21 protein-coding genes and 1 pseudogene are annotated in these 20,978 nt (G+C 69.1%); 10 read left to right on the top strand and 12 right to left on the bottom strand.

Annotation, left to right across the window (positions count from 1 at the left end):
- Positions 1 to 115: 115 nt before the first annotated feature.
- From NUT86_RS38750 to NUT86_RS38730, 5 genes are all read right to left on the bottom strand, one after another.
- The gene (locus NUT86_RS38750; RefSeq protein ID WP_159483829.1) at positions 116 to 1,345 is read right to left on the bottom strand and encodes a beta-ketoacyl-[acyl-carrier-protein] synthase family protein; all 1,230 of its coding nucleotides are present in this window, start codon (positions 1,343 to 1,345) and stop codon (positions 116 to 118) included.
- A complete protein-coding gene (locus tag NUT86_RS38745; RefSeq protein ID WP_127154625.1) occupies positions 1,345 to 1,608 on the bottom strand; it encodes an acyl carrier protein in 264 nt (87 codons plus the stop codon). Before NUT86_RS38745 ends, NUT86_RS38750 begins: the two co-directional genes overlap by 1 nt.
- A 346-nt stretch (positions 1,609 to 1,954) precedes the next feature.
- Entirely contained in the window at positions 1,955 to 3,565 is a 1,611-nt protein-coding gene (locus tag NUT86_RS38740; RefSeq protein WP_274740084.1) for an MFS transporter, read from the bottom strand.
- Positions 3,562 to 4,344: a thioesterase II family protein gene (locus NUT86_RS38735; RefSeq protein WP_274740082.1), complete on the bottom strand. Its 783-nt coding sequence runs from the start codon at positions 4,342 to 4,344 to the stop codon at positions 3,562 to 3,564. The genes NUT86_RS38740 and NUT86_RS38735 overlap by 4 nt, the downstream gene beginning before the upstream one ends.
- A gap of 483 nt (positions 4,345 to 4,827) precedes the next feature.
- Positions 4,828 to 6,069 carry an MFS transporter gene (locus NUT86_RS38730; protein ID WP_274740080.1) on the bottom strand — a complete coding sequence of 414 codons (1,242 nt, stop codon included), beginning with the start codon at positions 6,067 to 6,069 and terminating at the stop codon, positions 4,828 to 4,830.
- Between the two features lie 474 nt (positions 6,070 to 6,543).
- On the opposite strand from NUT86_RS38730, the gene NUT86_RS38725 reads away from it, so the two are divergent.
- From NUT86_RS38725 to NUT86_RS38700, 6 genes are all read left to right on the top strand, one after another.
- Positions 6,544 to 6,864 (top strand): hypothetical protein, encoded by a 321-nt coding sequence (locus NUT86_RS38725; protein WP_274740078.1) that lies wholly within the window; start codon positions 6,544 to 6,546, stop codon positions 6,862 to 6,864.
- 266 nt (positions 6,865 to 7,130) lie between these two features.
- A complete protein-coding gene (locus NUT86_RS38720) occupies positions 7,131 to 7,541 on the top strand; it encodes a hypothetical protein (protein ID WP_229837801.1) in 411 nt (136 codons plus the stop codon).
- Between the two features lie 664 nt (positions 7,542 to 8,205).
- Entirely contained in the window at positions 8,206 to 9,027 is an 822-nt protein-coding gene (locus tag NUT86_RS38715; protein WP_274740077.1) for a class I SAM-dependent methyltransferase, read from the top strand.
- A gap of 272 nt (positions 9,028 to 9,299) precedes the next feature.
- Positions 9,300 to 9,536 (top strand): hypothetical protein, encoded by a 237-nt coding sequence (locus NUT86_RS38710; protein ID WP_274740076.1) that lies wholly within the window; start codon positions 9,300 to 9,302, stop codon positions 9,534 to 9,536.
- Positions 9,475 to 10,143 carry an HAD family hydrolase gene (locus tag NUT86_RS38705; RefSeq protein ID WP_446750809.1) on the top strand — a complete coding sequence of 223 codons (669 nt, stop codon included), beginning with the start codon at positions 9,475 to 9,477 and terminating at the stop codon, positions 10,141 to 10,143. Before NUT86_RS38710 ends, NUT86_RS38705 begins: the two co-directional genes overlap by 62 nt.
- Positions 10,144 to 10,465: 322 nt before the next feature.
- Positions 10,466 to 11,074, top strand: a complete 609-nt coding sequence (locus tag NUT86_RS38700; protein WP_274740073.1) for a hypothetical protein — start codon at positions 10,466 to 10,468, stop codon at positions 11,072 to 11,074.
- Positions 11,075 to 11,124: 50 nt separating this feature from the next.
- Here NUT86_RS38700 and NUT86_RS38695 read toward each other — a convergent pair whose 3' ends face one another.
- The 3 genes from NUT86_RS38695 to NUT86_RS38685 form a co-directional block, all read right to left on the bottom strand.
- A complete protein-coding gene (locus NUT86_RS38695; protein WP_148588528.1) occupies positions 11,125 to 11,385 on the bottom strand; it encodes a hypothetical protein in 261 nt (86 codons plus the stop codon).
- 83 nt (positions 11,386 to 11,468) lie between these two features.
- Complete coding sequence (locus tag NUT86_RS38690) at positions 11,469 to 12,104, bottom strand: hypothetical protein (RefSeq protein ID WP_274740071.1); 636 nt, start codon at positions 12,102 to 12,104, stop codon at positions 11,469 to 11,471.
- A 298-nt stretch (positions 12,105 to 12,402) separates the two neighbouring features.
- The gene (locus tag NUT86_RS38685) at positions 12,403 to 13,377 is read right to left on the bottom strand and encodes a GlxA family transcriptional regulator (RefSeq protein ID WP_274740069.1); all 975 of its coding nucleotides are present in this window, start codon (positions 13,375 to 13,377) and stop codon (positions 12,403 to 12,405) included.
- 154 nt (positions 13,378 to 13,531) lie between these two features.
- On the opposite strand from NUT86_RS38685, the gene NUT86_RS38680 reads away from it, so the two are divergent.
- Positions 13,532 to 14,356 (top strand): dienelactone hydrolase family protein, encoded by an 825-nt coding sequence (locus NUT86_RS38680; RefSeq protein WP_274740067.1) that lies wholly within the window; start codon positions 13,532 to 13,534, stop codon positions 14,354 to 14,356.
- Positions 14,357 to 14,677: 321 nt separating this feature from the next.
- On the opposite strand, the gene NUT86_RS38675 is transcribed toward NUT86_RS38680, so the two are convergent.
- Together NUT86_RS38675 and NUT86_RS38670 are read right to left on the bottom strand one after the other, a co-directional pair.
- A complete protein-coding gene (locus tag NUT86_RS38675) occupies positions 14,678 to 15,292 on the bottom strand; it encodes a TetR/AcrR family transcriptional regulator (protein WP_018093608.1) in 615 nt (204 codons plus the stop codon).
- Complete coding sequence (locus NUT86_RS38670; protein WP_274740064.1) at positions 15,292 to 16,140, bottom strand: oxidoreductase; 849 nt, start codon at positions 16,138 to 16,140, stop codon at positions 15,292 to 15,294. The genes NUT86_RS38675 and NUT86_RS38670 overlap by 1 nt, the downstream gene beginning before the upstream one ends.
- Positions 16,141 to 16,523: 383 nt before the next feature.
- Between NUT86_RS38670 and NUT86_RS38665 the strand changes: the two are divergent.
- Positions 16,524 to 17,094 (top strand): annotated as a pseudogene (locus NUT86_RS38665) (transposase).
- Positions 17,095 to 17,157: 63 nt separating this feature from the next.
- Positions 17,158 to 17,649, top strand: a complete 492-nt coding sequence (locus NUT86_RS38660) for a hypothetical protein (protein WP_274740062.1) — start codon at positions 17,158 to 17,160, stop codon at positions 17,647 to 17,649.
- Positions 17,650 to 17,687: 38 nt separating this feature from the next.
- On the opposite strand, the gene NUT86_RS38655 is transcribed toward NUT86_RS38660, so the two are convergent.
- Together NUT86_RS38655 and NUT86_RS38650 are read right to left on the bottom strand one after the other, a co-directional pair.
- A complete protein-coding gene (locus NUT86_RS38655) occupies positions 17,688 to 18,746 on the bottom strand; it encodes a hypothetical protein (RefSeq protein WP_274740061.1) in 1,059 nt (352 codons plus the stop codon).
- A 216-nt stretch (positions 18,747 to 18,962) separates the two neighbouring features.
- Positions 18,963 to 19,751, bottom strand: a complete 789-nt coding sequence (locus NUT86_RS38650; RefSeq protein ID WP_018093613.1) for an alpha/beta fold hydrolase — start codon at positions 19,749 to 19,751, stop codon at positions 18,963 to 18,965.
- Between the two features lie 164 nt (positions 19,752 to 19,915).
- Between NUT86_RS38650 and NUT86_RS38645 the strand changes: the two genes are divergently transcribed.
- A complete protein-coding gene (locus NUT86_RS38645; RefSeq protein WP_274740059.1) occupies positions 19,916 to 20,860 on the top strand; it encodes a LysR family transcriptional regulator in 945 nt (314 codons plus the stop codon).
- Positions 20,861 to 20,978: the final 118 nt, after the last annotated feature.

Below are 20,978 nucleotides of genomic sequence, written 5' to 3'. Positions count from 1 at the left end.
ATTCCTCTCGGCGCGTCGGTCGGCGGAGGTCGGAACGGGCCGCGGAGTCCGTCGGCGACGCCGCGGCGGGCTCGCGGTGCCGGTCACGGCGGCCGTGCGCGGCCCGGCCCGCGGGTCAGGCGGACCGGAAGACGAGGGCGGCGTTCTGGCCGCCGAAGCCGAAGGACGTGCTGGCGGCGGCGGACAGGGGCGTCTGGCGAGGGGCCTTGGCCACGATGTCCAGGTCGATATCGAGGTCGGGGTCCTCGTGGTTGGCGGTGGGCGGGATGGTGTCCTGTTGGAGGCTCATGACCGTGACGGCCGCCTCGATGGCGCCCGCCGCGCCGATGGCGTGGCCGAGCGCGCCTTTGAGGGAGGTGACGGCGGGGGGCTCGGCGAAGACGGTGTGCAGGGCCCTGGCCTCCGCCAGGTCGTTCAGGCGGGTTCCGGTGCCGTGCGCGTTGATGTGATCGATGTCCCCGGGCGCCAGGCCGGCGTCGGCCAGGGCGGCGGTGAGGGCGGCCGCGGCGCCCCGGCCCTCGGGGTCGGGAGCGGCGTAGTGGAAGGCATCGCAGCTCGCCCCGTAACCGACCAGCTGCGCGCGCGGGCTCGCACCACGGGCACGGGCGTGCTCGGGGCGTTCCAGCACCAGGACGGCGGCGCCTTCCGAGAGGACGAAACCGTCGCGTGCGGCGTCGAAGGGCCGGCTGGCGCCCGCGGGGTCCTCCGTACGCCGGGACAGCGCGCCCATGCGGTGGAAGCAGGCCGCGGGGATGGGGTGGCGGGCGGATTCCGCGCCGCCGGCGAGCACGAGGTCGCAGGTTCCGGCGCGCAGCAGGTCACGGGCGATGCCGAGGGCGCTGCTGCCGGAGGCGCAGGCGGTGGAGACCGCGAAGTTGGGCCCGGTGGCCGTCAGGTCGAGGGCGATCTCGGCGGCTGCCATGTTGGGCACGCTGCGGGTGATCGCGAGGGGCGAGATGTCCAGCGGGCGGCCGGCCGCGAGCTTGGCGAACTCGGTGACATAGCGTTCCATGCTTCCCGTGCCCGTGCCCATGACCACTCCGACGCGCGAGGCGTCCCACTCGGCGGGGCTGAGGCCGGCGTCGGCGACGGCGTGCCGGGCGGCGAGGAGGGCCATGGCGACGAACCGGTCCAGCCGCCAGGCGGCTTTCCGGCCGACCAGGCGTGCGGTGTCGAAGTCGGGCACCTGGCAGGAGATGTCCACCGGCAGTCCCACGAGCCCCGCGTCCCGGGTGGCGGTGGACCGGCCGGTGAGCAGGGTGTCCCAGGTGGCCCGTGCGCCGATCCCGGCCGGGCTGATGACACCCAGCCCGGTGACGGCGACCTCACGGCACTGACCGGGCATCAGCTGCTGCTGTTCGGCGCGGTGGTCAGGGCCTTGTCGGCCGTACTGCTGTCCATCAGCGCGGCGAGTTCGCCGATGGTCGTCCGCAGCGGAACGTCGTCCAGGGAGATCCCGGTGCGCTCCTGCAGCATCAGGCCCATCTCGACGAGCGCGAGGGAGTCCAGGCCCAGGTCCTCGAAGGTGCGCTCGGGGGTGACCTCGGCGGGGTCGAGGTCGAAGGTCTCGGTGAGGGTGCTGGTGATCAGCTCTGCACTGGTGGGCACGGGTGACTCCTTCGGTTGGGGTGGTCGTGCCGGCCGCCGTGGGCGGGGCGCTGTCCGGGGGCCAGGGGGTGTCCGCAAAGCCCCGTCGTCCGCCCGGAGAGCCGGACGGGACTGTGCGGACACGCCCTAGGCGTCGCTGCGGACAGGAACCGCGGGTCCGCGCCGCAGGAGCCCGGGGCACCGTGGGCTGTGCAGGTGCGGACGGGGCGTTCATCGTGGCTCCAGGCGGGCAGGGGCGGCCGGCACCGGGGGCCGGTGCGCAGGGGTCGGTCTCGCGCTCTACTGTCGCCGACCGTGTCCCCGGGCCCTGGTCATGAAGGCACCTCCGAACGAGTGACTTATCGCTCTATAGCGCCGGACGCTCTTCTTCCCTGGGTGCCGGCTGCGGTCCACGGAGCCGGGCACGGCCGTCGGGTGACGCACCGTGGGGGCGGTCCGGCCGGCCGAGCCAGCGGGCGGCGGCCGCGGCGGTGAGCAGGGTGACGACTCCGGCGACGATGGCGGTCAGCGTCATGGCGTCCGTGAAGGCTCTTCGTGCGGCGGACAGCACACCGCTGCGCAACGGGCCGGGCAGGCGCATGGCCTGTGCGGGTACGGACAGCATGCTGTGCCGGGCCGCCGCGGCCACCGGAGCGGGGGCGTGCAGATCGGTGAGGGAGGCGGAGAGCCGGGAGGTGAAGACGGCCGCCAGCAGGGAGCCCTGGACCGCCACCCCGAGGGCGGAGCCGACCTGGCGGGTGGCGTCGTTGATGGCCGAGCCGAGTCCGGCTCTTTCGGTGGCGACCGAGCCCATCACCGATTCGGTGGCCGCTGCCGCCACCAGTCCGGCGCCGACGCCCGCCACCAGCTGGAAGGCCGCGCAGTGCGGGTAGTCGGAGTCCGGGGTGGTGGTCGCCAGGATCGCGAAGCCGGCCGACACCAGGGCCAGACCGCCCACGACGGGGACCCGGCCCCCCAGCCGTGCCCGTACGGGTACGGCGCACACCGCGCCGAGGGCCAGTCCGGCCGGCAGGGGCAGCGTCCGCACTCCGGCCTGCCAGGGGCTGAAGCCCAGCACCCCCTGGAGGTAGAGGGTGAGCACGAACAGCGCCCCGAACATGGCGAAGGACATCAGCGCCAGGGCCGCCGCGGCCACCCCGATGGCCGGCACCCGCAGCAGGTACAACGGGAGCATGGGGGCGGGCGCGTGCAACTGGCGGCGGACGAAGGCGGCGAGCAGCAGCGCGGCGGCGGCGAATCCGGTCAGGGCGGCCGGACTCGTCCAGCCGCGGTGCGGGCTCTCGGTGATCGACCACACCAGGACCAGCAGCCCCGCCGCGGACAGGAGGGCACCGGGCACATCGAAGCCGGCCCGCCGTCGCGCATGGGACTCGGGCACCAGGAGCAGGGCCAGGACGATGATGACGGCGGCCGGCGGCAGATTGATCCAGAAGGCGGCGCGCCAGGAGAAGTGCTCCACCAGCCAGCCACCGATGACCGGACCGCACAGGCCGCCCATGCCGCCGACCGCTGCCCACGCGGCGATCGCCCGGCTGCGCAACCGGGCCTCGGGGAACAGATGGTGGATGACCGCCAGCGTCGCGGGCATCAGCAACGCGGCCCCGGCCCCCATGGTGCAGCGCGCGGCGATCACCTGCCAGGGCTGCGCGGCCACCGCGCCGCCCAGCGAGGCCCCCGCGCAGACCGCCACACCGCAGACGAAGGAACGCCGTCGGCCCCAGGCGTCGGTGAAGGCTCCCACGGCCAGCACCGTTCCGCCCAGGACCAGGGCGTAGCCGTCGACGATCCACTGGACCTGCGCGGTGGAGGTGTTGAGACCGCCCTGCAGGTCGGGCACCGCGACATTCAGAACCGTCAGATCCAGGCCGAGCATGAACAGGCCCAGGCACACCACGGCGGCCGCTCCCGCGCGGCGCACGGGTACGGCCGGCGTGCGAACCGGCGCAGTGGCCGTCATGCCGTCGCCACGGGGCGGTTGACGGCGGCGTCGAGGGTGCCGGCGAGATGGCCGACCAGTGCTTTCGTCTCCGTCTGCAGGTAGGTGTGCCCGCCGGGGAAGAGCTGGGTCGGGGCCGGCGTGGCGACCAGGTCGTTCCATGCCTGGAGGTCCTGCACGCTGGTGACGGGGTCGTGTTCACCGCCGTAGAGGGCCAACGGCACATCGAGGGGCGGCTCGGGGCGGTGCCGGTAGTGCAGGAGCAGCAGACAGTCGGCCAGCAGCGGCGTGCAGGCCGCGGCCATCAGGCGGGCGTCGGCGAGCAGTTGGTCGGGGATCGGGCCGACGAGTTCGCGGATGCCTTCCAGGCCGGCGGTCAGCCGCGGTGGCAGACCCGCGCTGTAGGCGTCGATATGCGGCGCCGACAGCGAGGACACCGCCAGCAGCGAGGGCAGCCGGCCGTGGGTGCGCCGCAGATGGCGGGTCGCCTCGTAGGCCAGCAGTGCGCCCGCACTGTGTCCGAAGACCGCGAACGGACGGGGGTCGGTCCAGTCGTCGAGTACCGCGGCGAGCCGGGCGCTCAGATACGCGGGGTCGGTCAGCGAGGGTTCCGCGGCGCGTGTGCCACGGCCGGGCAGTGCCACGGAACACGGCTCGATCCAGGGCGGCAGCAATGGCGCCCAGCGCAGATAGCAGTCCGGGCCGGCCCCGGCGGGCGGCACACAATACAAGCGCAGCGCCGCCTGCGGGCGGGCAGCCAGCACGACACGCTCCGGCACCGCCGACGCCGCAACCGTCACCGACGTCGACTGTTCTGTGAAACCGACACCCACGACACACGCCCTTCGCCTCGCGCTCCACTGGTTCAGGCCCCGCCCCGGCACAGCCGGCCGCCCCGGACGGGCCGCGTGCAGCCGTTCGCGCCCGGGGCGTCCGGCCGAGCGGCCGGCCGGCCGACGGGGTACGAAACCTCCGGCCGGCCGACGGGGTACGGAAACCTCCGGCCGGCCACAGGACCGGTGCCCACGCCGACCCTGCCCTCCCCCGCCCTCTCACTCCACACACCACGCAAGGCACCGCCCCCCTCTGACACCAACGGCGGCAGCTACGGCAATCGAGCGGCCGTGAGGGGCGATATCGAGCAGCCGTGAGGGGCGATCAGCGCGGGGCGGGGCACGGGATAAGGCAGGGCCCGGCCCCGTCCGCCACTCACCCAGGGCGCCTCCGTACGCGACGTCCAAGGCACGACGCCGTATCGCACCGCGCCTGACGAGTCATCCGCATCAGCGGCCGTCGGCGTCGCCCTCCAACCCGCGGCGGGGCACGGCACCGGCCTCGGGACGCGGGTGGACGTATGCACTCCCCGCGGCCGTCGCGTCCCGGGGTTCGAGCAGGCGGGCCGTACCGGCGGCGACGGCGCAGAAGGCCACGGGCAGGAGGAACGTGAGGTTGAGCGGGACCAGATGGGTCAGTGGTCCGATCACGGTGGGTCCGGCGAGCATCCCGAGGTAGCCGAGGCCGGCCACCCGGGAGACATTGGCCCCGGCGGCGTCCTGGTCCGCGTGGCCCGCAGCGCTGAACAACTGCGGAATGCAGCCGGAGAGCCCGGCCCCGAAGACCGCCCAGCCGCACAGGGCGAGCGGAATCCACGGGGAGAGCACCACCGCTGTCAGCCCCAGAGCGGCCAGCGAGGCGCCGTAACGCAGGACGGCGACCGGGCCGATGCGCGCGGCCACCCGGTCGGTGAGCAGACGTCCGACGGTCATGGCCGTGGAAAAGGCACCGTAGGCGAAGGCCGCGGTAGCGGGGGGCGCGTCGAGCACCTCGCGCAGATCCAGCACGCTCCAGTCGTTGGCGACCCCTTCGCAGAGCATGAGCATCATCGCGAGCGCCGCCAGCGCCCAGATGCGCGGGGGCGTGCGTGGGGCCGCGCCACGTGCTGCCGACGGGTTCGCGGCGCGGGCGGATGCGGGCGGCAGCAGTGCGGGTGCGGCGAATGCGCTGATGACCAGCCCGAAGAGGCTTGTCGCGGCGAGCGTCGCCGCCGCGCTCCAGCCGAGGCTGAGGGTTCTTGCGCCGACCAGCGCCGCGAAGACGCCGCCTATCGAGAAGACGGCGTGGAAGGCGGACATCACGGGGCGGCCGTAACCGCGCTCGACCTGCACGGCATGGGTGTTCATGCTGACGTCCAGACAGCCGTTCCCGAAACCGAGCACCAACAGGGCAGCGCCCAGGGTCCAGCCATCGGTGGCCAGCCCCGGCAGCGTCACGGCCAGGCTGCACAGCGCCCCGCTCACCGGCACGACTCGCCGGGCGCCGAAGCGGTCGGTGAGCCGCCCCACCAGCTGCATCCCGACGAACGCACCGCCCCCGAGAAGCAGCAGCAACCAGCCGAGCACCGCGTGCCCGATACCGGCGCGGTGCTCCACGGAGGGGATGTGCACGATCCACATCCCCATGACAAAGCCGTTGAGCCCGAAGAACGTGAAGGTGGCCAGTCGGCCGGCTCGCAGTGATCTCTCCATGCCAGCGAACGTAGCAAACATGATTCATGTTCGAAAGCTAGTCTTTCGAGCATGAGTAGTGTTCGATAGCGTTGCGTGGCGGGGGGGAGCACAGGCACCCCGCCACCCCACCCCGATAAGCCCTCAACAGGTCTACGACCCAGCGGATCTCGTCCATGCCGAGGAAGCCGGCTCTACGCAGTTCGGTGAGCAGGACCTCGTGCACCGCACACCAATAACCGTGCGGGTACGGGTACGCATGGGGCGTACGTAACTAACGGAACCCCGGCGGCAGTTCTCGTTCCGCCCCTCGGGCCAGGGCACACCCTTCGACCCCCTCTCCGCGTCGAGTCGCCGACTGCACCACAGTGGCGCAGGTCACCTTCCCTGGTGTCATACAGCTCTGCACCCCGGACCGTGTAAATGACGTCGAATAGCCGAATAACTGCATCGGCACCAATTGGTGAGTCACGCAGGTGTCACAGGAGGGAAAGCATGTCGACGTTCCGTACTCGCTTGATTTCAGGGGCCGTTGCCGGCCTCGCGCTGACCGCCACGACCGTGGGCCTCGCCAGCCCGGCCGCCGCAGCCGGGACCGCCCCGCCGTGTGTCATTGGCATGGTCGACGGAGCGTCGGGGCCGGCGGCCAAGATGGCGTATGTCAGTAACAAATGCGACTTCAACGTCGCCGTCGACATGGTTGTTTCGAACGGTACGGACAGCGGGTGCGTCACCATCTCGCCCGGACGTCAGTACAAGTTCAGGACATGGGGCTCCAATCAGCAGGTCTTCGCCATCAACAACTGTCAGCCGTAAGGCTCGACAAGCTGGGCCACAGCTTCGGACGAAGAAGCCCGGCATGACGAGGGGCGCCCGACTGCCGGGCGCCCCTCGTCTGCTGTCTCAGCGGCGTGTGGAAAGGCCGATGCCGGGGGGGGCTCGTACGTGACGCGGATTGTTGCGCCACCCGGCTGATTGTGGCCGCCGGGGTTCCGTTGCCTGCGGGTTGAACGCTCCTACGGCCCGATAGCGGCAGCACGATACGCATGGTAGCCGTTGGACGAAGCCGCGAGGAGCGACGTGTGAGAAGAATTGTGCAGGCGGGCAGTATCGCCGGTGCGTGCGGGCTGGTGCTGCTCGGCAGCGGCATTGCCCGCGCTCAGAGCCTTCCGGGCGAATCCCTGCTCTCCGCCGCCGTGGGCGCCGACCTCGTCACCGTCACCGGCTTGGTCTCCGGAGTGGTGTGCAACAACCGCCTCGCCGACTTCAACTACAAGGCACCTGTGTTCCGTTCGCCGCACCCCTGTATCAACGGGCCGGTGCGCAGCGGAAACAGTTTCCACAGCGGCAACTTCCTCAACCATGGGAACCCGAACAACAGCGGCAACCTCGCCAACACCAACGGGTCGACCAACAGCGGCAACGCCGTGACGGGCGCCTCGTCGGGCAGCGGCAACAGCGTGCAGCGCATCCTGGGAGGCTTTCTGCACTGAGGCCATGACCTCCCCAGGCTGCCGGGCCGCGAGGCCGCGGCAGTCGCACGATCGCCCGGCGGACTACGCCGGGCGATCGCCGTTTTCCGCCCAACCCCCGGCGCGGCCACGGCCGCACAGCCCTCCGGCCCCGGATCGCGCCGGGGCCGGAGGGGGCGGAGAAGGCGGAGAAGGCGGAGAAGGCGGAGAGGGCGGATTCAGTGTCGGGTCACAACTTCTGCTTCCCGCCGCCACCGATGTGCTGCTGGTCGTTGCTGGACTTGTTCTCGGCTCCGGTCGTGCCGCCGGCGTCGTCGTTGGTGTTGCCGTTGACGTTGGTCGGGCTACCGCTGTTGCTGTTGTCGCCGGACAGGTAAACGTTCTGCGAGTTCCGGACGTTTCCGCTGTTCAGCGGCCCGTTGATGCAGATCCTGGCCCGGTGCGAGCAGTTGAACCCGGTGTGGAAGTTGGCGATGGTGTCGCTGTTCCAGACGCCGTCCCCGCCGCCGAACAGAGCACCGTTCCACTACCGTCCCTTACCACTACTGATCACGTCCCTTTGACCTGCTTCCTCGGAGAGAAACGATGGGGAGCCCCAGCGGCACCGGCCTGCGACGCTCGAAGCGCTGAGCCTGCTCCCCAGCGCACTCCCCACACGCCCGCTACTCGCACGAGAAAGGCACCCATGACACAGCAGCCTGCCACCACCCCATACAACAGCGGCTTGTTGAGCAATGACGCCCAGCGTGAACGTGACCGCTTGGAGTCCATCCAGCGCAGCGTCGACGCGTTCACCACCGGAGTCCTCGATGGCCTTCCCATCGAAGCGTCATGGAACTGTCTGGAACTGGGCGCGGGCACCGGCTCCATCGCCTACTGGCTCGCCGAACGCTGCCAGGACGGGCGCGTGGTCGCTGTCGATCTCGACACCCGCTACCTGGATGCGGGCCGGGCCGCGAATCTGGAGATCCAGGAAGCCGACATAACGCGCCGGGACTACGCGCCCGGCACCTTCGACCTCATCCATGCCCGTTACCTGTTCTGCCATCTTCCGGACCGCGACGAGATGATCGCGCGCGCCGCCCGCTGGCTCTCCCCCGGTGGCTGGCTCGTCATCGAAGAGCCCTATCATCTGCCGGCCGACACCTCGCCATCCCCACTGGTCCGGCGCATCCTCGACGCCTATCAGCGCACATATCGCAAACACGGCGCCGACATGACCTGGGCCCGCGCCCTGCCCTCCCTCCTCGCGCGCAACGCACTGACCGAAGTGGCCTACACCGGAAACCTCGGCTGCATGGGCGGGCTGGACAAGGACCGCTGGCTCCCCCTCATCACCCAGGCGGCTCCCGCACTTCTCGCCGACGGTCTCATCACTGAAGCCGACCTAACCGAGTTCGCCACCCTGTTGAAGGACCCAGCCTTCATCGACATCCCGCAAATCACCATCTCCGCATGGGGCCGCCGCCCCAAGGAAATTCCGTCAGGTCAGTCCGTGGCCACCTAGCGGATCGAGCTGCCTCAAGGCCGAGGTCGTCGAGCTGTGCCGCCGTGGGGCGTGAACGAGCGACTGGAACGCGGCCTCTTCTCCCCCCATGCTCTCGTCTCCATGGTGGACAACGTCCGGGGCGCCAACCCCTGATCCCAGATGTCCGTCAAAGCGGATCAAGCCCACCCGGGTCTTCGGCTGCTGGTCACGGTCACCGCAGGTGGGGGCCTCGGCGGAGAAGCCACTCACGACTGACCGCCCAGTTCGCGGCGTTTCTGGCGCGGGTCGGCGTGCCACTGGTACCGCTCGGCGCGATGGCGCGCTCGGTGGTCGCCGGAACGAAGCCACCGACGGCGGAAGACGCGTTCCGGCTCGCTCCCGAGCTGGTCGCCGCGCGGTTCGACACGCTCACCGCGGCGGCCGAGAGATGTGACGCGCGGTTCAGGGACGAGATCACAAGGCACCATGACTGCCTGCTTGTCGCCGTGTTATCCAAGGGCAGTGACGACTTCGAAGCTCTCCAGTAGGCCCTTCGACGCAGTGCTGTGCGACCTCGACAATGTGATCCGCTTCTACGACACGACGGAGCTGGCACGCTTGGAGCGTGGGGCAGGGCTGATGGAGGGCACAACCGAGAAGGTGGCATTTGCGCCGGAGATAGATCGGCCGCTGCTCCTCGGCGCGATCACCAAGCGGCAGTGGGTGGAGTCCATCGTGATCGGCCTCGCAGGGCAGGTGCCGGAGGTCCAAGCGCGCGAACTGGGTACGGCCCTCGCCGAGGCGCCATTCCGGGCCGACGACGTTGTGGTGGCCATGCTTCTTCAGGTGCGGGCGCATGTGCCCTTGGTGCTGGTGACCAACGCGACCGTGGAACTGGAGGACGATCTGGCGTCGTTGGGTCTGGCGGATTTCGCAGACCATGTCGTCAGCAGTGCCCGGGTGGGGGTGGCCAAGCCGGACCGGAAGATCTACGAGATCGCGGCCGAGCAAGCGGGTGTCGCCATGGACCGGTGCCTTTTTGTGGATGACCGGCTTGAGAACATCCAGGCCGCAGTCGGGCTCGGCATGACCGGCGTGCACTACCGCGAACCCGCCGACCTTCGTGGGCCGTTGGGCTTGCTGCTAAGCAACTGATTCACCGTGGCGGACGACGCCGAGGCCAGGTAGCAGCCGTTGCTCAGTGAACTCGGTCAGCGGTTCTTGGCTGGTGGGGCGGTGCTGTACCTGGGCTGCGGAAGCGGGGGCCGGTCGCACGTGATCTTCCAGCCCGAAATGCGAATCGAACCCGATCAGCTTGTCCGCAGTCAGCGGACTGAAAGCGGCCTTCGTCTGGAGCGTTCCTGGCACTGGTACCGCCTTCGAGATCACGCAGGATATCGTCGAGCGGCGCTGGCTCGGTGAGGCCCGGGATTCGGCCGGGGTCGGCCGTCGGCCCGGCGGAACGTGAGGGAGCACGGTGATCTCGGACTACCAGCAGCGACTGCGTGAACGGTTCCTTTCCGTCCCCGAGTATCCTCCGCCGGCCCCCTGGCGCCCGGTCCTGAGCCACCAAAACCCCATCGGCGGCCTGCTCGGAATCGGCTTCGCCGTCGCTCCCGACACTGGTCACGACCTCGTTATGGCGGTCTCCGGCGACGGGCACGGCCTTTTCGACGCCCTCACCGGGGAGAAGATCGCCAGGGACCGCGATCCGGACCCCGACCACAGCACCCCGGACGCGGTGCCGGACCTCTCCTGTCCCGGACTCGGACCGATCGCCGGGACCCGGGTTCAGATCGCCGGACTCTTCGGCGGCGGCCTCCACACCACCCCCCATGACGGCTGGAGCCTGGAAGTCGTCAGCCCCGAGTGGCCCCATCACCGGGTTCTGCTCTCCAGAGACGGAGGCATGCCGCACGGCGAACGCTGGTGGCACATCTTCGACTCCAACTACTCCGAACTGCGGACCGCCGGCTTCTCGCCGTCCGGACGCACCCTCGCGGTCGCCACCAGCAGCGATCTCAGCCTCTGGGCCCGCCCGGACCCCGAAACAGGAACCACGGGCAAGATCGCGGTATGTCAGTAGAAGAGCATGGTCTTGCGTCGTCGATGTGAGCCCGGGGTGCGTCGCCGTTACTACTTTTCGGTTCCTTCGTCGGCGTCGTCTTCCAAAGCAGCCATGCGGGCCTTGTATTCGGCCTGTGGGATTTGCCCGAGAACCGCGAGACGTTCCAGTTCGGCTGCCTCGGCTTCATGGGAGATCTTGCGGCTCTGTTCGACTTGCTCTCTGCTGTACTTGACGGCCTTGGCGCGCTGCCTGGAACGGCTTCGCTGTAACTGCTCAGCGATCGCCCTTCCGGTTTCTTCGAAGTAACTGTCATGCCTACCTGACCACATTTCTCCACCTCTCACTATCGATGGAAATACCGGAAGCCGGGTCCAGGATATCCCGGACCCGGCTTCCCCAACCTGGCCATTCGTCAGATTTTGAAGTTCTTGTAGTCGATGGTGCACTTGATTGCCGTTGTGCCGGCGCCGCCGCAGCCCTGGGGGTGTGACTGCCACACCCAGCCCGGTGTGAGGAAGTTGGCCCACATGTCGTGCTGTACGTGCAGGGTCTTGGGGCGCTTCACCTTCGCCGTCACCTCTGAGATGGTGGGTGTCGGGTCGAGTGGCTGGATAACGGTGCGCTCGCCGTCGGCGATGGACTTGTTGTGGTCATCCATGAGCCGTGCGCGGGACTCTCCGGTGAACTCCGGTCCCCCGGGCCCTACAGCTGCGCAGTAGAACCTGGTGCTGCCGGTAACTTCGGAGACGGTCCCGGCACCCCACTTCCAGTTGGCGTTCCACTCGCACAGGACGGTTCTGGCCTTGAGCGGTGCGCCGGTCTTGGTGTCGATCTTGGCGACCTTGGCAACGAAGGTTCCGCTCCCGCCATGAGGACCGTTGTGTTCGGCTGCCGTGGTGTAGTGGGGAATGCTGCTATCGGCACCGAAGGTGATGCCAGCGGTCTTGGCACTCTGGGCGCTCTGGGCGCTTGCGGAACTGGCTGCCGGAAATGCCAGTGTCGACGTAGCGACAGCGGTGGCGATGGCTACCTTGACGGTATGCGACACGCTGGGACGCGCGATTCCCCCGTTGACTAACTTACCTTTCACTTTTCCCCGTTTCTCGTGTGGATGTTACGTGACCATTTGTAGCAGCCCTGCAAGGTTCCGTCGAGTGAGAGACGGGACTTGGCTCGAACTGGAAAGGCATGGCCAACACGCCTACTTTTAACGTTATTTTGACGGTAATTCAGGTGAACGGAGTTAAACTGAATACCGGAACTGCTGGTACCGAATGCAGCGCAGACGCAGACGCAGACGCAGGCGCAGGCGCAGACCAGACGCTGAGCGCTGGGCGTCCGAGCAATCAGCGGCGATGGAACAGCGCGCGGTACTCCCTCGGTCGTTGGCCCGTGTGTCTGGCGAAGATGTCGCTGAACGCGCCAGGGTCGCGGTACCCGACATCGGTGGCGATGCTTGCGACGGTCCTGTCGGTCGTCTCCAGCAGGTGTCTGGCTCGACGTACCCGGACCGTCTGCAGGTAGGCGAGTGGCGTCTCGCCGGCTTCGTCGCCGAAGCGACGGAGCATGGTTCTCGTGCTCACGTGGAACTCCTGGGCGAGGGTGGGCAGGTCATAGCGGGTGCTGAGGTTCTGGTCGAGCCACCGCTTGACGCCGAGCGAGAACTCCCTGCCCACAGTGGGTATGAGCTCGGGGTCGACATAGGGAGCCTGCGTAGAACGTGCATCGTCGACAAGCGCGATACGCGCGGTGCTACGGGCGACGCGGGGGCCGTCGTGCTCGCGGATGAGCTGCAGCGCGAAGTCATACATGGCACTGAAGGCCGCTGTGGTCGTCACCCCCCGGTCGGTCACGACCAAGCTCTCCTGGCGCAGGCGCACATCGGCGTACCGGCGGGCGAACCGATCCGCGAACAACCAGGACGTGGTCGCTTCGCGCCCGTCGAGCAGCCCGGCTTCAGCGACCAGGAAGGCGCCGACGCAGATCGATACGACAGCGTTGCCTGAAGCCGCCTGCGAACGAATGGACGCTACTTCCGGTCCCAGGTTGGCGAGTGCCGCGTCGAGGTCGAGCGTGGGCGAGAGTTCGAAGCCCGGCACGACCAGGACGTCGACCGGGCGCATCGCCGAAACGTCGAGGACCGAGCCGCCGGACGCGACCACGCGCCGCCGGGGCGAGATGACCGACGTCTCGTAGGCCGGCTGAGGCACCCCTTGCGCCGCAGCGACATGAGTTGCCATTGCCAGGAGGTCGGGGACTCCGAATACCTCCGACGCGAAGCAGCCGGGGTAGGCCAGCACACCGAGTCGCAGCGGACTCATACGGCACCTCCGGCGCCTCCGGCACTTCCTGCGCCTCCAACTGCTCCAGCGGCTCCAGCGGCTCCAGCGCCCTCCAACAGGTGGCGATATTACCGGGATTCATGGCGATGCCGCCACTTTTCAGGAGTGCGGCCGACTCGTCATCATCTCGGTCATGACCATGTTGCGAGGACAGCGCGACCCGTTGGACGACTTCTTCCGGAGAACCGTCAGCGTCGATGACGTCGACAAGACCGTGCACGTTGCCGGGACGGGACCAGCGGTCATCCTTATGCCCGAGATGCCAGGTATCAGCCCGGACGTCGCGCGGTTCGCGCGTTGGGTGCGTGATGCCGGCTTCTCCGTGTACCTGCCCTCTCTTTTCGGCGTCGACGGCGCCTATCCACTCGCCGAGGCCCGCGAGACCATCGTTCGACGCGCGTGCGTCAGCGCCGAGTTCCGCGCGTTTGCCGGTGGCGGCACCAGCCCGGTTGTCACCTGGCTGCGCGGCCTCGCTCGCCTGGCGCACGCCGAGCGTGGCGGGCCTGGCGTCGGCGCCGTCGGGCTCTGTTTCACCGGCAACTTCGCCCTGACCATGGCGCTCGAGCCCGCTGTCATCGCGCCAGTGGTCAACCATCCGTCGCTTCCGCTCGACGACCCCGGTGGTCTGGAGATCAGCGACGAAGACGCCTCTGCCGTGGCGGAACGCGTGGCGCGAGACGGATTGAAGGTTCTCGCCTACCGCTTCGACAACGACAGGTGGTGCACCCGCCAGCGGTTCGCCGCTTACCGAGCGCTGCTCGGGGACGCATTCGACGGCCGCGTACTCAAAGCCGAGACGGCGAATACGAACCCGCCGCCCTTCTTCCGTGACGTCGTCGGCTGCGCCCACAGCGTCGTCACGGCACACCTCGTCGACCAGGAAGGCCACCCCACCATGCAGGCCCGGAACGAGATCATCGCCTTCCTGGCCGAGCGGCTCGGGACGCGGCCGGAATGAACTTTGACGCTCGCTCCGGCCCGGGTTGAAGCCTTGGCTGCCATGGTTCCCGGTGCCGCCGCGGCCGCTCCCGGGCCAGGGGCGCCCCTCCGCCAAGGGCAGGGGGGCTGGTTCGCCTAAGGGCTGCCCCGTAAGTGATCTTCCAGATCTCGCCACCTAGTTCGGAAGGGTCATGCACGAGAGCTTTGAACGTCAGCTGCTGGTGATCGAGCGGGGAGAGGACGTTTGTGCCTCGTGGGGTGGCCACCGGGGAAGCACAATGGACGGTAGGGCTGGAAGCCACGGGGTTCGGTTTCGCGCCTGACCGTCACGCCACGTCCGTCAGGTGGTCAGACCGGCACTGGTCAGCCAGATGTGTTCGCAGGTCGCGGATGCCCCTTGCAACGTCTCGCGGGACTCTTGTGAGGCGTGGTAGAAGGTCCGCTCGATCATCCAGCACAGGGCGCGTGCCATCGCTGAGGCTTGTTCTGGTTCGGTGCCGGCCTGGATGCCGGCCCGTTCCAGGACGGCGGTGATGGCCGTGATGAACAAGTCCGCTGTATGGCTCCACAGCTCGCCGATCTCCGGCACGGTCAACGACAGGTCGATCGCCGTGCGCATGACCAGGCCGTGCTCGTTCCACAGCTCTACCGTGCGCTGCATGGCTTCTGCGATGGCCTGGCGGGGCTCGTCGGTCTGCGCGGTGGTCCGGGACCGCTCCCACAGATGCTCGACGGTACGCGCCACGAGTGCCACAACTACTTCTTGCTTGGAGCCGAAGTAGAAGTACAGGGCGCCGCGTGTGATGCCGGCGCCCTGGGCGATGTCGCCGACGGTCATGGCGTTGTAGCCCTTGTGCGCGAGCAGGGCTTCGCAGGTGTCCAGGATGGCCCGCTCCCGCAGATCGCCCTTGCGTTCGGTGCTGCGTCGGCTCCGCGCGGGGTGGTGGCTGGGCATCAGAGCTGAGCACCCTCGTCGAAGTCGGTCGTGCGGGAGAGCGTCTCCCATGCGCGGATGTCCTCGTCCACGGCAGTGCGCGCAGTGGTGACCAGCCGCAGCGCGTCCGAGCCCAGGACGAGGTGGGCCGGCGGCTGGTCGACCGAGGCGATGCGCACGACGGCTTCTCCGGCCTTGGCCGGGTTGCCGAGCTGGTTCCCGCTTGCCTTCTGCCGCGCTTCACGGATGGGATCGAACAGCTCGTCGTAGTCGTCGATGGTCCGCGCGGCGCGTGTCATGGACCGTCCGGCCCAGTCGGTCCGGAAGGAGCCGGGCTCGATCGCCGTCACGTGGATCCCGAACTGTGCGACCTCCTTGCCCAGTGCTTCGAGGATGCCTTCCAGGGCGAACTTGCTGCCGCAGTAGGCGGACATGCCGGGCACGGCCATGAGCCCGCCCATGGAGGTGACGGCCATCAGGTGTCCGCGGCGGCGTCGGCGCATGTGGGGCAGTGCTGCCTGCAGGGTGGCCACTGCCCCGAATACGTTGATCTCGAATTGCCGCCGCACCTCGGCCAGCGGGGTTTCCTCGAAGGTGCCCTCCAGGCCGTAGCCGGCGTTGGCGATGACGACATCCAAGGGGCCGACGCCTCGCTCCACCTCCGTGATCACATCCGAGACGGCGTGGTCTTCCGTCACGTCCAGGATGCGGCCGCGAGCGTAACCGGGCTTAAGCCCCTCGAAGGCCCGCAGGTCCTCCTCGGAGCGGACCGTGCCGACAACGGTGTGACCGGCAGTCAGGGCGGCCTGGGCGAAGGCACGTCCCAGGCCCGTGCTGACGCCGGTGATGAGCCAGTTCTGCCTCTGCATTGCTCCTCCAGGAAGGTCTCGCGGGGATCAGGACTGCTCCCCGCCCAGAAAGTCTACACAGTGCATATTTTTATCTTCGCCACGTTGGTTCTGGGTTACTCAACGGCATCACGCCTGGCCGGGGGAGATCCGGCCGCACCGAGACCGGGGCCCGCCGGCGCAGGCCGCTGTGCGCACTGGCTGGTGAGTTGCGGTGCCGTCCCGCGAAGTCACTCCGGCCGTCACCGTCCGCATCCGGCAGGTCGTGGCCTGGCATGGTCTGGCGTCGCGGATCATTACCAGGATGCCGAGTCGCGGTGGCTGATGGACGCATCGGTGGGTCCTGCCGGCGGAGACGGACTGATCAGCGCAAGGTGGCTGTTCACCTCCGGGATCATTCCCACGTGTCTGGTGCGATCACGGCGTCGAAGTCATCCTGGACAGCCCCGTTCACCGGGCTGAGCCCACAGTAGTTCGGCAAGCTGATCACAGCCTTGCGGCGTGAAGAACCGACCAGGCACACAGGGGCCGGCCCTTGGTCCCCACCCGCGATCACACCGTCGCCGAGCAGTCGAAAAACTACCGCTACTCGACCAACCACCAGGTCGTCATCGACGCCGACACCCGGTTCGTCGTCGCCGTCGGCCGGCCTGTCCCGGGCAACCGCAACGACTGCAAGGCGTGGGAAATCTCCGGCGCAAAGGCCGCTGTCGGTCACACCACCGTGATCGCCGACGGTGGTTACCGGGGCACTGGACTGGTCATCCCGCACCGACGCGAACCCGGCCAGACCGAACTCCCAGCCTGGAAAGAGGACCACGACACCTCCCACCGGAAAGTCCGTGCTCGCGTCGAGCACGCCTTCGCCCGCATGAAGGCGTGGAAGATCCTGCGCGACTGCCGCTTCCAGGCGTCGGTGTCCACTACGCCATGCTCGGCATCGCCCGTCTGCACAACCTCACGCTGGCTGGATAGGAGGAGCCGCGCCGGCCACCATCACACCGGAGGTCACTACGGGGCAGCCCTTAGGGTGCTGGGGTGAACAGTCAGATATCGCGTAAGCCGAGCACGAAGCGGCAGAAGGAGCCGAAGCCGGCGTTGGGCTGGCGGGTCGCCGGGCTGCTGCTTGGTCTCGTGCTCTCCCTTGTCGGCGTCGGAGCTGTCTTTGTCAACAGTGTCCAGGGTGTGCAAGCCACCGGTCTGGTGGGCACGCGTGGCATTTTCACGGTCGATTACTGCAACGACACCAATCCCAGCGGGAAGAATTCGGACTACGAGTGCGGTGGCGATTTCATCCCCCGCGGCGGGAATTCCGACGACGGGTGGAGTGGAACGCTCGAGAACGCGGACGACTATTCGGCCGGGGAGAAGCGTGACGTGGTCGAGTCCTGGCTGGGCAGCGAGTGGCGCTTCCGGGAGGTCGGTGTCGGGGCGACCTTGGGATCCGTGATGTGGTTCTGCATGGGGCTGGTGATCCTGGCGATGGGTGTCTCCCAGGTGCGCACCTGGGGGAAGAGCTTCAAGAGTTAGGGCGTCGACCGCCGGGAGGGCGCGGTGGCCGGCTCCCCCTACTGGATGTTCAGCAGGTGGGGGTGTGTCGGGTCGGTGGGACAGATGAAGATCCGTAGTGCGCCCCATCGGCCAGGAGACAATCCGGTGGGCGTGCAGGCGCCCACGTGGTCTGCCTCGGCATCTTCGATGGGGCGCCAGCTCTTGGAGCCACCGTCCCATTCGCTGCTGTCGAAGCTGAGCAGTAGGTCCATCGACGCTCCGCACCGGCAGTTGACGGGTGCCGGATCGGTCAGATGCCAGGATGCCCAGCCGCCGGCCTTGCAGCCGGGGGCGATGGACAGGTCGTACTGGTAGGCGTAATCAGTCTCTTCCAGCCATTGCTCGTCCTGTGCGTCGAGGCGCGCGCAGAGTGCCTCGGGCAGCAGATCCGCGTACTGATACTCGGTGACCTGCTCAGGGTGCAGTACGCACGGGGTGGGCATGTAGGGGTCGTGGGTGTCCCGGGGTTGCGGAGGCACGCTGCCGGGCGCGGAGGAGAGATCGGACGCGCGCCGCCAGACGAGGTGTACGTACGGACCCCCGTAAAAGCGGGGCTGACCGGGCAGGTCCTGGTGATCGGTGGGGCACCACAGCACCTGGAGGAGGTCGGTCCCTGAGGGGAAGCCAACGGTCGGGATATCGCGGGCGTGCAGCTGGGCGACGGCCACCAGGGGGTTCGGCTCCTCATGCGCCTCGGACTCGTACCAGTGGGTGGTGTAGCGGATGAGGTCGATGGACGCGCCGCGACGGCCGGATGCCTCGTCGAGCAGAGCGAGCTCCTCCGGGCTGCGCCGGCCGCGCCCCGACCCCTGCCGCGCCTCCCGCTCGGCCTGAGCCTGCTGCAACGCGAGGACGAGCGCGGGGGCTATCGGCTCACTGCGCTGGACCATACGGGGCGCGGTGCACGTGGGCCACGGCTCACTGGCGGGCCAGAACAGCGGACCGCCGATCGAGCTTTCGGCGATGTCCGGAGCGCCGGGCCTCGGGTGCAGCCGGGTCGTCTCCCTGGTGTGGGCTGCCAGTTCGGGCAGTACGGCGGTGACGTCGATGGGGCGTGGTGGTGTCGTACGGGGCAACGTGCTGCTCTCCAAAGGCTGCTGCGGTGTGGGGGCCGGCCGACAGCAGTATGGACGCAGCGATCAGTCGGGACCCGCCCGCCGAGGCGGGGTGGGCGGCTGGCGCAGATGGGTCTCCCCGTGACGGGCCCGGGCGTTCTCCGCCCCGCGCCTTCTCCGTCCCGCGCGTTCTCCTTCCCGAGCGTTCTCCTTCCCGAGCGTGCTCGTCCGGGCGGGCTACCCGGCGGTGCGGGCGGCCGGGGCCATCCGGGCGAGTACGGTGCGCAGCGCGGCGTTGAACCGGTCGGGGAGCTCCTGGTGCGGCATATGGCCGGCGCCGGTGATCACGCTGACCTCGGCGCCGGGTGTAAGGGCGGCGCAGGTCCGGGGCACCTCCAGGGGGATGGCGGTGTCCAGCTCACCGTGGAGGTAGTGGATCGGCACCTGCAGCCCGGGCAATGCCGGGCGCGGGTCGTAGCCGGCGGCGGTGGCTTGGTGCTCGTCGATGTAGACGCCCGAGTTCAGGATCTGACGGACCGTCCAGTCGATGAGCGCGGGCGCGGTGCCCGGCGCGTACCACCCCGGCACCCAGTCGGCGACCGTACCGGCCCGGTCGCGGCGCAGTGCGGCCACGAGCTCCGCCTGAGTCTCCGTCGACGGCCAGTACCCCGGCGCGCCCACCGACACCACACCTCCGGTCAACTCGGGCCGTCGCAGCGCCAGTTCAGTGGCGAAGACCCCGCCGATCGACGAGCCGATGACCACCGGCCGGTCCAGCCGCAGCGCGTCGATCAGCGCCACGATGTCGGTGACCACCATGGCGGTGGTGTTGCCGCGGGCCGGGTGGGCCGACCGCCCACAGCCCCGCCAGTCGACGGTGACGACCCGGTGGTCCCGGGTGAAATCGGGCAGCTGGGCGCACCAGGTTCGGCCGCTGGTGCCCCAGCCGTGCAGGAACAGCAGCGCCGGGCCGGTCCCCTCGTCCTCGTAGTGGAGTGTGGTGTCGTTGATGTCCAGGCTGGGCATGGTGGTTCCCCTCTGTCCCGTGACCCTTACGGGCCGCGCGGTGCGTGATGTCCCCAGCCAACCGCGATCACCGTCGCCGACCAATGGGCGGTCCGCGCCTACACTTTTCACGAACGGTGATCAATGATCAGTGCCGGTCACGGCGAACAAGAGGACCGGGGGCCATGGAGCTGCGTCAGCTGCGCTACTTCCTCACCGTGGCGGAGGAACTGCACTTCGGCCGGGCCGCCGAGCGGCTGCACATCGTGCAGTCCGCGGTGAGCCAGCAGCTCCGCCGGCTCGAACGCGAGCTGGGTACCGAGCTGTTCACCCGTTCCACCCGCGTCGTCCGGCTCACCGAGGCCGGCAACCGGCTCCTCCCGTACGCCAGGGAGATGCTCGCCCTGCAGGCACGCGCCCGGGAGGCCGTCGACGAACTGCGCGCCGAACAGGCCGCGACGGTGCGCCTCGGCACCAGCTCAGGGCTGGGTGCCTGGCTGGATGTCGTACTCACGGCGTACGCCCGGCACACCGGCCACGCCCAGCTGGAACTCGTCACCGGCGGCACCGAGGAGCGCCTGGCGCAGGTGCGGGCCGGTGAGCTGGACGCCGCCCTGCTGCGTGGTGAAGGGACCGACCCCGGGCTGGAGTTCCTGCCGCTGTGGCAGGACGCGCTGATGGCGGCACTGCCCGCGGGCCACGAGCTCGCGGCGCGGGAGACCGTCGAACTGGCCCGGCTCGCGGAACTGCCGCTGCGGCTCTCCCCGCGCTCCCGCAACCCCGCGCTCCACGACCTGGTGATGCGCTCCTGCCGGGCGGCCGGTTACGCGCCCGTCCTGGGCCCGGAGTTCACCAACGACCAGGACACGCTCGCCGCCATCGGCCACGGCAAACCGTCCTGGACGGTCTTCTACGCCCCGCACGCCGAGCAGCTCCCCGTTCCCGGCGTGGTGTTCCGTCCCCTGAGCGACCCGGCGCCGGTCATGCGGACCTACCTTGCGGTGCGGAACGGCCCGCCCCGGGCCGCGCTGCGTGCTCTGATCGAGGCCTGCTACGAGGCGGTCGACGGTGGCCCGGGCGTACGACCCGGCTCGCCGCTCACCCGGGATGTGCACGACGTCGGCCGTTGACTCGCGCTGGTGCTGGTGCTGGTGCTGGTGCTGGTGAAGTGTGGGTGGTGGCCAGGTGTCTGGTCGAGGGACCGGACCGTGCGGGGTCCGCGTATGCGGTGCTGCCGGGCGTGTGCTG

It is taken from the genome of Streptomyces sp. G7(2002), assembly GCF_028870195.1.
Classification (GTDB): domain Bacteria; phylum Actinomycetota; class Actinomycetes; order Streptomycetales; family Streptomycetaceae; genus Streptomyces; species Streptomyces nigrescens.
This window is presented reverse-complemented; position numbering and strand designations above follow the sequence as displayed.